The sequence below is a fragment of the Allocoleopsis sp. genome (assembly GCF_036703385.1).
Taxonomy (GTDB): Bacteria; Cyanobacteriota; Cyanobacteriia; order Cyanobacteriales; family Coleofasciculaceae; genus Allocoleopsis.
The window spans coordinates 1-12,211 of the sequence record NZ_DATNPA010000645.1 but is presented as its reverse complement, the minus strand read 5'-3'; the positions used below and the strand labels follow the sequence as shown (position 1 = coordinate 12,211).

General features: G+C 45.8%; 14 protein-coding genes and 2 pseudogenes. 8 read left to right on the top strand and 8 right to left on the bottom strand.

The window, feature by feature from the left end; all coding sequences use genetic code 11:
• On the top strand, nt 1-1,743 hold a 1,743-nt coding region (locus V6C93_RS30670), incomplete at its 5' end, for a vitamin B12 dependent-methionine synthase activation domain-containing protein (RefSeq protein WP_333480469.1).
• A 140-nt stretch (nt 1,744-1,883) separates the two neighbouring features.
• On the opposite strand, the gene V6C93_RS30665 is transcribed toward V6C93_RS30670, so the two are convergent.
• The gene (locus V6C93_RS30665; protein WP_333480468.1) at nt 1,884-2,639 is read right to left on the bottom strand and encodes a Uma2 family endonuclease; all 756 of its coding nucleotides are present in this window, start codon (nt 2,637-2,639) and stop codon (nt 1,884-1,886) included.
• Between the two features lie 36 nt (nt 2,640-2,675).
• A complete protein-coding gene (locus tag V6C93_RS30660) occupies nt 2,676-2,840 on the bottom strand; it encodes a hypothetical protein (RefSeq protein ID WP_333480467.1) in 165 nt (54 codons plus the stop codon).
• A gap of 135 nt (nt 2,841-2,975) precedes the next feature.
• Here V6C93_RS30660 and V6C93_RS30655 point away from each other — a divergent pair, with 135 nt between their 5' ends.
• The 5 genes from V6C93_RS30655 (at nt 2,976) to V6C93_RS30635 (ending at nt 6,354) form a co-directional block, all read left to right on the top strand.
• A complete protein-coding gene (locus V6C93_RS30655) occupies nt 2,976-4,598 on the top strand; it encodes an NERD domain-containing protein (protein ID WP_333480466.1) in 1,623 nt (540 codons plus the stop codon).
• A gap of 176 nt (nt 4,599-4,774) precedes the next feature.
• Nucleotides 4,775-5,419, top strand: a complete 645-nt coding sequence (locus tag V6C93_RS30650) for a tetratricopeptide repeat protein (RefSeq protein ID WP_333480465.1) — start codon at nt 4,775-4,777, stop codon at nt 5,417-5,419.
• On the top strand, nt 5,407-5,589 hold the full coding sequence (locus tag V6C93_RS30645) for a hypothetical protein (RefSeq protein WP_333480464.1): 183 nt from the start codon (nt 5,407-5,409) through the stop codon (nt 5,587-5,589). The genes V6C93_RS30650 and V6C93_RS30645 overlap by 13 nt, the downstream gene beginning before the upstream one ends.
• Before the next feature lie 64 nt (nt 5,590-5,653).
• Nucleotides 5,654-5,938, top strand: coding sequence for a hypothetical protein (locus V6C93_RS30640; RefSeq protein ID WP_333480463.1), 285 nt, complete (start codon nt 5,654-5,656; stop codon nt 5,936-5,938).
• Entirely contained in the window at nt 5,935-6,354 is a 420-nt protein-coding gene (locus V6C93_RS30635) for a PIN domain-containing protein (protein ID WP_333480462.1), read from the top strand. Before V6C93_RS30640 ends, V6C93_RS30635 begins: the two co-directional genes overlap by 4 nt.
• A gap of 51 nt (nt 6,355-6,405) precedes the next feature.
• Here V6C93_RS30635 and V6C93_RS30630 read toward each other — a convergent pair whose 3' ends face one another.
• Entirely contained in the window at nt 6,406-7,182 is a 777-nt protein-coding gene (locus V6C93_RS30630) for a Uma2 family endonuclease (RefSeq protein ID WP_333480461.1), read from the bottom strand.
• Here V6C93_RS30630 and V6C93_RS30625 point away from each other — a divergent pair.
• Nucleotides 7,174-7,308, top strand: a complete 135-nt coding sequence (locus V6C93_RS30625; RefSeq protein ID WP_333480460.1) for a hypothetical protein — start codon at nt 7,174-7,176, stop codon at nt 7,306-7,308. The genes V6C93_RS30630 and V6C93_RS30625 overlap by 9 nt on opposite strands.
• Nucleotides 7,309-7,381: 73 nt before the next feature.
• Here the strand turns inward: V6C93_RS30625 and V6C93_RS30620 are convergent, their stop codons facing one another.
• The 4 genes and pseudogenes from V6C93_RS30620 to V6C93_RS30605 all read right to left on the bottom strand — a co-directional run.
• On the bottom strand, nt 7,382-7,642 hold the full coding sequence (locus tag V6C93_RS30620) for a hypothetical protein (RefSeq protein ID WP_333480459.1): 261 nt from the start codon (nt 7,640-7,642) through the stop codon (nt 7,382-7,384).
• Between the two features lie 125 nt (nt 7,643-7,767).
• A complete protein-coding gene (locus V6C93_RS30615) occupies nt 7,768-8,898 on the bottom strand; it encodes an AI-2E family transporter (RefSeq protein ID WP_333480458.1) in 1,131 nt (376 codons plus the stop codon).
• Between the two features lie 90 nt (nt 8,899-8,988).
• Nucleotides 8,989-9,837 carry an endonuclease/exonuclease/phosphatase family protein gene (locus V6C93_RS30610; RefSeq protein ID WP_333480457.1) on the bottom strand — a complete coding sequence of 283 codons (849 nt, stop codon included), beginning with the start codon at nt 9,835-9,837 and terminating at the stop codon, nt 8,989-8,991.
• Nucleotides 9,838-9,897: 60 nt separating this feature from the next.
• Nucleotides 9,898-10,158: pseudogene (locus V6C93_RS30605) on the bottom strand (NCS2 family permease); the annotation flags it as partial.
• A gap of 108 nt (nt 10,159-10,266) precedes the next feature.
• Here V6C93_RS30605 and V6C93_RS30600 point away from each other — a divergent pair.
• Nucleotides 10,267-11,844 (top strand): dolichyl-phosphate-mannose--protein mannosyltransferase, encoded by a 1,578-nt coding sequence (locus V6C93_RS30600; RefSeq protein WP_333480455.1) that lies wholly within the window; start codon nt 10,267-10,269, stop codon nt 11,842-11,844.
• 37 nt (nt 11,845-11,881) lie between these two features.
• On the opposite strand, the pseudogene V6C93_RS30595 reads toward V6C93_RS30600, so the two are convergent.
• Nucleotides 11,882-12,211, bottom strand: a pseudogene (locus V6C93_RS30595) (hypothetical protein); the annotation flags it as partial.

Here is a 12,211-nt window from a genome sequence, read left to right as displayed (position 1 = left end):
GACCCCTTGGCAGAGCTTACCACGCTGTTTGAAGGGAAAACGACAAAACGCGATCGCTCCCAAGACGAAAGCCTCCCCGTCGAAGAACGCCTCAAGCGCCACATTATTGATGGCGAACGGATTGGCTTGGAAGAACAACTCGCTAAGGCATTAGAAAAGTATCCACCCCTCGAAATTATCAATACTTTTCTCCTGGATGGGATGAAAGTTGTTGGTGAACTCTTCGGTTCTGGACAAATGCAACTTCCTTTTGTGTTGCAATCGGCGGAAACCATGAAAGCCGCCGTGGCGTATTTAGAGCCATTTATGGACAAAGCAGATAGTGGTAATAATGCAAAAGGTAAAGTGATTATTGCAACCGTGAAAGGGGATGTTCACGACATAGGAAAAAACTTAGTCGATATCATCCTTTCTAACAACGGCTACCAGGTGATTAATTTGGGAATTAAGCAACCTGTCGATAACATTATTGATGCCTACGAACAGCACAAAGCTGATTGTATCGCGATGAGTGGATTGCTGGTGAAATCTACGGCTTTTATGAAAGAGAATTTGCAAACCTTTAACGAACGAGGAATTACTGTCCCCGTGATTTTAGGTGGTGCAGCACTGACACCAAAATTTGTCCATGAAGATTGCCAAAATACCTACAAAGGTAAGGTTATTTATGGCAAAGATGCCTTTTCTGACCTGCACTTCATGGATAAGTTGATGCCTGCTAAAGCGGCAGGAAATTGGGAGGATTTAAAAGGATTTTTGGATGAAGTAGAAGGAAATGGGCATACACCTGTTGTGGAGCAGGCGTCAACGCTGCCACTCAAGGAGAGTGTAGAAGATGGCGGGCAGGATGCCCACCCCACAAGAGAGGTGGATACCAAGCGTTCAGAGGCTGTTGCGATAGATATTGAACGCCCTACTCCTCCGTTCTGGGGAACTAAGTTATTACAACCAGAGGATATCTCCTTAGAAGAGATATTTGGGTATCTGGATTTGCAAGCTTTGATTGCTGGACAATGGCAGTTCCGCAAGCCGAAAGAACAATCGCGGGAAGAGTATGATGCGTTTTTGCAAGAGAAGGTTTATCCAGTTCTAGAGGATTGGAAGCGGCGCATTGTTGAGGAGAAGTTGTTGCATCCTCAGGTGATTTATGGTTATTTTCCTTGTCAGGCTGAGGGGAATACACTGTATATTTACAATCCGGATACCCCCCCCAACCCCCCCTTAGCAAGGGGGGGAGAAGAGGGAGTTGTCGCAACCTTCAATTTCCCTCGGCAGCGTTCTTTGCGGCGTCTGTGCCTTGCGGATTTTTATGCGCCAAAGGAGTCTGGGATTATTGATGTGTTCCCGATGCAAGCGGTGACGGTTGGGGAGGTGGCGACAGAATATGCGAAGAAGTTGTTTGACTCGAATCAGTACAAGGATTATTTATATTTCCACGGGTTAGCGGTGCAGACAGCGGAGGCGTTGGCGGAGTGGACGCACGCTCGGATTCGTCGGGAGTTAGGATTTGGGAATGAGGAACCGGATAATATTCGGGATATGTTGGCTCAACGATATCGGGGTTCTCGGTATAGTTTTGGCTATCCGGCTTGTCCGAATATTCAAGACCAGTATAAGCAGTTGGAGTTGTTGGGGAGCGATCGCATCAATCTCTACATGGATGAAAGCGAACAGCTATATCCTGAACAGTCTACAACGGCGATTATCACTTATCACCCAGTGGCGAAGTATTTCAGCGCTTGAGGAGTGCTGGAACTTCACAACTAGACGTGTTGCATAAATCTGGAATGCCCCCTAAATCCCCCAATTCTGGGGGACTTTGAATATATTCTCCCTCAATTTTGGGGGGAGTGGGGGGCGAAAGTTGAATGAGAGCAAGAGATCTACTGATTTGGGTCAATTCCGCGTTCTCGCAGGAGTGCCTCTAAAGCTTGATAGCGCTGTTTTTCCTGTTCCAACTGAGTCAGCGCTTCATCTGCACGTTGGCGTTCCTGTTCGGCACGTTGGTATTCCTGTTCGGCGCGTTGGTGTTCTTGTTCGGCGCGTTGGCGTTCTTGTTCCCTCAGTTGAGCCAGTTCAACAAAGGATAGGAAGCGTTCTCCTGAGGGTGAAGAAATTTCTAGGTTTTCAGATGTTAGCTGAAACCTTATCCCTAGACGGGGACTAACCCAACCGTTCATCTCTTCAATAACATCTAATTCTTGTCCAGAGCGCAGCCAGCCAATCAAATCTACTTCGTCTGGGTCATAAACGTAATATTCCTCTACACCATAACGTTCATAGAACTTGTATTTCTGAGCCATTGCTTTGAGGCGATTGCCAGGGGAGAGGATTTCAAAGACAACTTGTGGAGGAATGTTGTTTTCTTCCCATTGCTTGTAAGAACCTCTGTCTCCTTTTGGTCTACCGAAGACAACCATTGCATCGGGTGCTTGGCGAAGCTTATTATCTCCTTCGACGGGATACCAGAGCAAATCGCCTGCGACAAACACATCAGGGTTATTGGAAAACAAGAGTTCTAAGTTTTCCTTAATAACAACAATCCAGCGAAATTGTTTTGTGTTATCTGCCATTGGTTGACCGTCGCTGTCAGGGTAGATGATGGCTGGCGTGGTATCAGTTGGCAATTGTTGTACCATGCTGCTCTTGCCTCCGCTTTGGGTCGTTGCTATATTTTAGCGATCGCTTTTGGTTATGACTTGGCTGGTAGAGTGCCCATCAAGTTTTGACAACTGACCACAGAGGCGATCGCATTGTGCCAAAAAGTGGAGGTGCGATCGCATTATCCTATACGTGGATGAAGAGGCTTCGTACTGAACAAAATTCTTAAATTCCCGCATAGTAACCTTTACAGGTCGATTGAGCTTTTCTTCAAGACTGTTCCTCAGTCTACATTTCTGGGAACTCTATAAGTAAGTCCTCTGAGATTGTCAGTTAGGGCTGTGTAACTAACCCATATAAAACTAAGGTGCGTTATGGCAAAGATGTTCCCCGATCACCTGCCTGATGATGTCAAAAGTCCTGCTGAAAGGCGTTTATACAAGGCATTCAAGGAACAGCTATCTGACGATTTCACCGTTTTTCATCAGGTTCGCTGGCAAGTAAGGAACCTACGTAATGGTGCCACGGATGGCGAAGCTGATTTTGTTATTGCTTGTCCCAAGCTAGGCATCTTAGTACTAGAAGTCAAAGGGGGCAGCATTAGCTACAACGGTACAACAGAAAAGTGGTTGAGCAACAACAACTCGATAAAAGACCCGTTCAAACAAGTGTGCGACAGCAAGTACAATCTGCTCTATCGCCTTAAGGAGCTGCCGTACTGGAGGAACCGTTGGATTCCACTGGATTACGCAGTCGCATTTCCTGATATCGAAGTTAATGGTTGGCTACCTCCACACGCCCATCACGAAATCATATTAGATGGTACCCAGTTGAATGATTTAACAGGTTGGGTACAATCTGTCCTGAATTACTGGCACGGTCAAAATCCACCTCAAGGCAATTTTGATGCCAGAGGTGTTCAAGAACTGGTCAAAATTCTCAGACCATCGATAACTGCCCCAGTACTGCTGCCTTTCGCCGAGAACGAGCAGGAGTTCAGGCATCTAACTGAGCAACAAATTGGCATACTGGATTTCCTGGCAAGTCATCGGCGCGTGGCTATCAGTGGTTGTGCGGGTTCAGGCAAAACTTTATTAGCGCTTGAGAAAGCTCGCCGCCTGCACAAGCAGGGATTCAACGTCTTACTAACCTGTTACAACAGAGGTTTAGCTCAGTTCTTACGTCAGCGCCTTGGCTGGAAACAAAATCTGCACGTTTACAGCTTTCATGCGCTCTGTGAGAAACTGTTTCATCAAGCTGGGCTGGCAGCACCAGATAACAATATCCCTGAAGACAAACGCTTCAATGAAATTTATCCCAATCTGCTGATAGAAGCTGCTGACCAGCTTAACTGGCGTGTGGATGCAGTGATTGTAGATGAAGGGCAGGATTTTCCTGAAAACTGGTGGGTGGCACTTAAGTTATTGCTGAACGAGCCGGATAATGGCATCTTTTATTTCTTTCACGATAGTAATCAGAACATCTTCGGGAAAGGCTGGCAACCTCCACTGGAGGAAGCCCCTTTTTCCCTGACTAAAAACTGTCGCAATACTCAGAAGATACACTCCTACGTTCTCCAGTTTTACACTGGAAAGGATTCAACCATAGCTCTCGGCCCTGAAGGAAAGGACGTAGAAATTGTTTCCTATCCAAGCAACAACAATGCTCTGTTGAAGAGTACTCTCAGCCGTCTTCTCCACCGTCTGGTTGTTCAAGAAAATGTTGCTACGAAGGACATTGTGATTCTAACAGCGAAGCAGAAACAAGCACTTCAGAACCAGGTTGTAGGACAGTTCCGAATAAAAGCCGTTCCTGATACTAGTAATAATGAAATTATTTGCAACACAATTGGTCGTTTCAAAGGGCTTGAAAGTCCAGTTGTCATTCTGGTTGAAACTGAGATAAATAATAGCAATTATCTCAGAAAACTGTTATATGTGGGTGCTTCTCGCGCTCGTCATCAATTGATTATTCTTCGACCCAGCAATTCGTTTTAAGAGAGCGTAAGTCAATCTGTTTACTAACTCTCTGGTTTGATAGGCACTTTATGTTCTTGCTATGAGAGTGCCTATAAAATTTTTTCTGACATCTGAAGACTGGTGTAAACATCTATCTTTGGCATCAAGGAAATTTGGGTACTAATGACAAAGTATTTTAAGTGAGGGCATTGGGAGTGAAACTGCATCAAGTAGGACATAAATCTAAAAGCTTTGCGAGTTATTTTAACTTAGGAGTTGACTATCGCCGACAAGGGAATATGCAGAAAGCGATTGAGGCTTGGACTCAAGCACTACATATTGACTCTACGAATACTCATGCTTACTACGACAGAGGAATAACCAAGGCTGAGATTGGAGATTACATAGGGGCAATTGAAGATTTGGAGCGGGTGATTCATCTTAATCCTAAGTACTTCAATGCCTATCGTCAGCGCTTGAAAATTTATCAGGAATGTCAAAATGTAACACAATCTATCTCGAAGGAGATAGAAGCTCTTAGCACTTCATCGGAGTTACACACTGATTCTTACGGAAGTTATTCTCCTTCTTTATCAAATCACAATGGAGTTGGCTCAAGTAAAATAATTTATTTTAATAAACGGAAAGATTATGATGAAGATAATTCTTCCGAAAAATTTGATAATAATTATGATATTGATTTAGAGGAATGTGATAAACAGGAAATTAACAATGAGTATCATGATTTACTTCTAGAGGGTGAAGAGTACACTGAATCAACGATTAGAGCTAGCAAGGGGTGGTTCTATACTGATGAAGATTATGATTCCTATGAATCTTTTGTCAAATGGAATGGTTAGTAATAAATAATATTGTATGCCCCTACCAGCGATCGCACCTTCCCCTCAACCCCCCTAAACCTCCAAATCCAGATCGGGTTCAACGCCGAGCGATCGCATCAACCTCTATATCAATAAAAGCGATCGCTAAGCGCGTGAGGTTATTTTTAAACCAAGACTCGCTAAGTTAAAGCAAATCGTAGGTTGTGTTAACTAAAGGTAACGCACCTCACCTAGCTACATAGGAGAAATAATATGCAAGCTTACAAACTCAAGGGAACAATCGATGCAGCAGGTAACTTAGTGATTGCCCAACCTGTTAAGATGCCACCAGGAGAAGTAGAGGTAATTGTCTTGCAGGTAGTTGAGACGGTTGCTAGTTCCACAGTGATCGATTCCGAGTCACAGCCTGAAGTACCGAAGAGAAAATCTCAGGTAAAATCACTCAGAGAATTACTAGAAAATGCCCCACCTGTTCCGCCAGACTTTGACCCAGATGAGGGGAGATGGGAAGCATTAAAGGAAAAACATAACTTGTGACAGTACTTCTCGATACCAATATTATTGTGGACGTTGCCCTTGAGCGTCAGCCTCATTTTGAGGCAAGTCAACAAGTATTATTACTGGTTGAGCAAGGTAAAATTGAAGGTTATATCTCAGCATCAACCTTTGGTGACCTTTATTACATTATCCGTAGGTCAAGAGGTCGAGAATGGACAACTGATTTTATCAATTGGTTAGCCACATACTGCCAAATTGCTACAGTTAATGAGGCAGTCATAAGGATGGCATTAACCTCCAACTTTAGGGATTTTGAAGATGCAATTCAATACAGCACTGCTATAGTGAATCAACTAGATGCCATTGTTACCCGCAACCCGCAAGATTTCCCAGTGACAACTCCTCGAATCCTGACTCCTAACCAACTGATTCAGGACTTAACAAATTCTCCATAAGGGCATAGCAATGCTATGCCCCTACCAGCGATCGCACCTTCCCCCCACCCCCTAAACCTCATCCTCCAACTCCGGTTCAACGCCGAGCGATCGCAACTGTTCTGCCAATCTTTCTACTCGTCGCCTTTCTCGTTCAAGCATTTGACTTTCTTGTTCAGCCCGTTGTCTTTCTCGCTCTTCAGGGATAAGAATCCAGTTACCGTCTGCATCATACCAACGCAACCAGAGGCGCTCAATTCCCTGATAAACACCTTGCCACATCCCCAAACCAAGCTGAATATCATTCATCCACACTCGCGGCTCACTTAGTTCTAACTCGGTGTAGCTACTTCCCGTTAACTGAAACACTCTTAACTGGTCGGTGTAACGGTCAAACACAATGAAATAGGGAACCCGCAAAATTCGTTCGTAAACTTCCCATTTTGTTGGGGGTTGATTGACTTCCCGCAACGTTTGTCCCAAGTCTTCTTTTTCAGTTCCCGGTGAGAGCAGTTCGACGACGACGAAGGGATTAACCCCTTCTTGCCAAACTACGTAGCTTAGGCGCAGTTCCCGTTGCTCATACAACCTCGGTACGCCTACAACTGCAAACCAGTCGGGGCGTTTATACCAAAGAGGATGACGAACGTTGTAGTAAAGATTTAAATCGCTGGCAACAAAGATTTCGTCTTCTGGATAGTTGGCAGGACGGAAGGTATACGCCAAAAGTTGGGGCTGTAGTAGATGGTATTCGTCAGGCAAACCAGGCTCCTCTGGGTCTTCGCTGGGAAGATCGTACATCGTGGGCAAAACTTTTTTCGGGTCGAGAGGTGGGTCTGCTTGATACATGATGCCCAACAGAGTAGCGCTGTCAACTTAATTTTATTGTGGCAAACGTGCGATCGCGTTCAGCCCAGCTATCTAGAAGCGAATCGTTACCGCTCACCCAGTAGCTCAGGATTGAGGATTTATTAACTTCCAATTTCCTATGTAGGGGCATGGCCATGCCCTTACAGATTGCTATTAAATTACAGTTCCTTAATTCCTGCTATGCATTATCTGCCGAACTCTGCTCTTGTTTGAGCAATTGCTCTTTGGAATCGCCCCAGTATGCACTGTAAGTCCAAATTTCGTTGTTACCCTTAGTTTCTAACGACCATCGATAAATGGCTGAGTTCGGGTTAACTCCAACCTCAATCAGCTTTGCGCCCATGTAGTACTCGACCTGGCGTTTTGTCAGATCTTTAAAGGCGTCAGGCTTGTTCTTACCTATCGTTCGAGACATGTGAGCTTGTGTGGGTCTTGCCATTTTTATCGGATTTATCTGCGACTATACTTATCTCATTGTCAAGTGTTTATAGGATTAGGGCAGATTGGCAAGCGGGTCATTTATTTCTGCTACGCTGCACTAGTATGGGTACTACCCAACACCTCCTATAGCACTTCTTTTGCACTGGTTGATTTTTTAGCTTGCTTCTTGTCTTCAGGGCTGGCAGGAATTTCTGCTGTACTGGGTACAACTTGGATCGTGAGTGGAGAAGACCGAATAGTATCAAACGTTACTTTAATAAAACTCGCGATCGGCACAGCTACCAGCAACCCTAGAACTCCTCCCGTCTTAACACCAATATCCAGCGAAATCAGCATCCATACTGGATTCAATCCAGTTAGTTCGCCAACAATGCGCGGCCCCAAAACATTCTCGACGATTTGATTAATCACGATCGCCACGACTAAAACTTTAACCCCTAACCAAAAGTTATTCAGTGCCAGGAGCAAGCTCACGATCACAATACTCGTGGTGCCACCAAAGGGAATCAGGCTAGCTGCTCCAATACCAAAGCCAAAGAGTTGAGCTAAAGGTACACCTAAAATCAACTGAGCGGTTGTCTGAGCAATACTGATGATCACTGCCAGAATGACTTGACCGGCAATAAACCGCTCGAAATTGTATGGCAGGGCTTGACGGATGAGTTGATCCCACTGATCAGGAAACCAGCTGAGGATGCCATTCCACAATCGTTCCCCTCTCCAAACGAGGAAAAAAGAAAAAACCAGTGTCAAGAAAACATTGACGAGGCTGCCAATCGTATTAAAGATCAAACTGAACACTTGACTGGTAAGGGAACGCAGTAGGCTCGTTATTCGTTCAATGATCTGACTATACGTGCTACTCAAATCAATCGGTAACTGTTGAGCGATCGCCCAATTTTCCAGGCTTTGCAGTTGCTGTTGACCCGATTTTAGCCAATCGGGTAGCCGAGTTAACAATTCATTGGCCTGTTGCAGAATAATGGGCACCAAGAACAGTCCTAAAGTGACTAAAATCATCAGAAATAATAGGACTACTACTCCCATAGCTATGCCTCGATTGATTCCGCGCTCGTGGAGAAACCGAATGGGATAATCGAGCAAAAATGCGATTAGGGTAGCTGTGATTAAAATGCTAGGCAAAGGCTGTAGCATCTGAACCAACAGAAGCAGAAGCCAGCCATTGAGAAAAAGAATCGGGAAGATTAACCCAATACTGAGCTGGCGAGGAAGCTTACTGATGGATTCCTTCATGGGACTGTGTTGATGACCTCACTGACCTAAAAATCAGGGTTATGGGCGCAAGGGTGGGAGAACAGTTTTTGTAAATCTGCTCTCATCCCTTCAATCCCTATTATTCCTCTGTATGTCAGCGTTGAGTCCTGTATCGACAAAATCGGCGACTACCGGAAAGTGATCGGAAGGCCAAATTCCCAGCCATTGCTGAGTATCAATTAATACATTTTGCAAACTGACGCGGCTGTCATAGTAAATCGTATCAATCGCAGCAAAGGCTTGTCCCGTGAAGTCGTGAAAGCTGAGTTGATGCTCTAATGCAATATCCTTCAAGGCGTCGTGCAGGGTGACGCCATTGGATAAAGGAGATTTCAACATCTCCCTGGGAACCGTACCCGGATCAGCATTAAAGTCACCCGTGAGGAACAGATAAGACTCAGCCAAGTCTAAACCACCGATGCGATCGCTCTCTACGTACTGACAAAGGCGATCGCGTATCAGCTTTACCCCTAATTCTCGTGCCTGAGTACTTTTGTAGTCGAGATGAGTATTCAAAAGAGTTACCGTTCTGGCTTCCCCCACAACGGCAAATACAGCCCAGCTAGCCATGCGCGGGATGGGATTGCCCCAAGCGGGGCTAATACTCCCTGGAATTTCTGGGGTATCGCTCAAAACAAAATCTTGCGTCCTTAGGCACCTCAGCCGCTCAGTTCGGTAGAAGATAGCACAATACTCACCCGTATCGGTTCCCGTGCGATCGCTCCCAACACTCTGATAGTTTGGCAGCAACCGATGTAAGTCCAACAACTGGTGGGCTTGTCCCTCTTGGGTGCCAATAATATCGGGTGAATAATGGGTAATCAGCGCTGCCACGGCCTGTTTTCGCACCTTCCAGGCATGGTTATCAGGGTCAGGCTTGTCATAGCGCAAATTGAAGCTCATTACCCTAATGTTCATTCCCTAAATCTCCAAGCTTTGCCAACACTCTCAAGCTTAGAATCCAAAAGCCCAATGATTCAGTTCCCCGAACAAATCCTGTGGCTGTTGCAAAAAAATGGCATTCGACAAAATGCTCGGATTAACTGCCAGAATATATGCCATTGTCATAAAGGTGGTAACACCCGCCAAGACTTCAGTGCGGATATCTGTCCGGTATTCGTGAAACTTGAAGAAGTGGGCAATTATACCCTGCCACCCGGTTGGTGGCGGTTGACCAGACGGATCGGGACTCGAATCGATTTCACGATGACTCAACTGATTGATTTCACGATCACTCATGGCTGTAGTCCGACACACTCTGAACCCAAGATTAAGGTCTAAGTGAGAAACGTTTGGAATGAGGCGACACATTTCCTTTAACAGCTTTGAGCTAAAAAGCATGATTTTATGACTTGGTCTAAAAAGCTATCCAACTCGTCTATCCCTTGGTTTGGCATCGGCATGACCGCCATCCTTGTCTTCTCAGCTGCCTTGCGCTTTTGGGGATTGGGTCGATTTAATACGTTGGTCTTTGATGAGGTCTATTATGCTAAGTTTGCTAACAACTACTTGACAGGGACGCATTTTTTCAACGCTCATCCACCCCTCAGTCAATACATCATTGCCATTGGCATGTGGATTGGCTCTCATCTCCCCATCGGGCAAGATAACCTCAACGGTTTGACTGGTTCGCTGCGTTCTACTTGGAGTTACCGCTGGTTGAATGCCTTGACAGGCTCCTTTATTCCCTTAGTCGTGGGCGCACTGGCCTATGAACTCAATCGACGCAAGAGCTTTGCTTTGATTGCCGCACTCTTTGCTGCCACCGATGGTCTGTTCCTAGTCGAGTCTCGCTACGCCCTGAACAACGTCTATTTAGTCAGCCTGGGATTATTGGGTCAGTTGTTTTTTCTCAAAGCCTTGGGACAAAAACACCGGCGATGGTTGAATCTTGCCCTATCGGGTGTCTTTTTTGGAGCATCAGCCTGCATCAAGTGGAACGGGTTATGGTTCCTCTTGGGCGTCTATATGATTTGGGTTGCTGCTTGGGTGATGCAGTGGATGCGAGCATTTTTTAAGACACCGCTGTTGCTCCCGCCGGCAGGCGATGTCGATAAAAAACAGAGGATACTTTCGCGCCCCGATTCACAAACGCCCTCCACAGAAGCCAGGGAACAGGAAAGCAATCCTCTCACATCCCACTCCCGACTCAAAGGTCAGGATTCACGACTGATCGTGACGCCTCTGCAAAACCTAACCCAGTTGAATGTTCTGCACATTTTCTGGAATTTTGCCATTATCCCAGTTCTCACCTACAGCCTGCTTTGGATTCCTCACCTCAAGATGAATCCAGAGCCTGGATTCTGGCAAGCGCAGTATGATATTTTGACCTTTCACGAAAAAATTGGGGATGGCCCAAAAGTCCATCCTTACTGTTCTCACTGGTACAGCTGGCTCTTAATGTGGCGTCCGGTTGCCTACTTCTATCAGACGGCTCGTAATACGACTGAGCAAGTGCCAGTTTACCCACCCTTGCCTTCTGGTGCCGAAAAATATGTGTATGATGTCCACGCCATAGGCAACCCTTTTCTGTGGTGGCTCTCGACGGCGGCAATTTTTTTGCTGCTGTTCCTCTTGATTCAACGCCTTATTGAAGGAATCGGTTGGAAATTTGCCCCAACTCCCTACACCTGGATTGCTCTCTACTTAGTACTGGGCTGGTCAGCTAATTTATTACCTTGGGCTAAAGTGACTCGCTGTATATTTCTCTACCACTATATGGGCTCATCGGTGTTTTCTGGCTTAGCACTGGCTTGGTTGGTCGATCGCTGGCTGTATCGCGATCGCACTGAATACCGAAGTGCTAGTGTCACGGTGATATTATTAATCCTCCTCGCGTTTGTTTTCTGGTTACCCATCTACTTGGGTCTTCCCCTGCCGCTGCAAAGTTATCATCTCCGAATGTGGTTCCGCTCTTGGATTTAACTGACTGAGACTCTCCCGGTTGCATTCATCTAACACTTCAAGTGTTAGATTCATTAAAACCGGGAGGTTCTTTGACCGAACGTCCTCTCCCAGGCTCTCGGCTTAGGCTTACAGCATCCTGGGTCTTAGATGTTTTTGCAAAGACTTCCGCAGCGACCCGCTCTACCTCTGGGCAACGACCAAAGGAGGAAGGGATAACCCTTCCAGTTGCAGATTTCACTTCCGTTGCTGTTCTCCAAGCCGCTTGCAAGCGCAGCTCCACACTTTGCCAATCACTGAGTAACCGACGCACCTGGAGAACGAACGTGTCTGGGTCAATATATTTAGCTAAGAATGCAGAATACAAGTCTCTCTGAGCAACAATTCC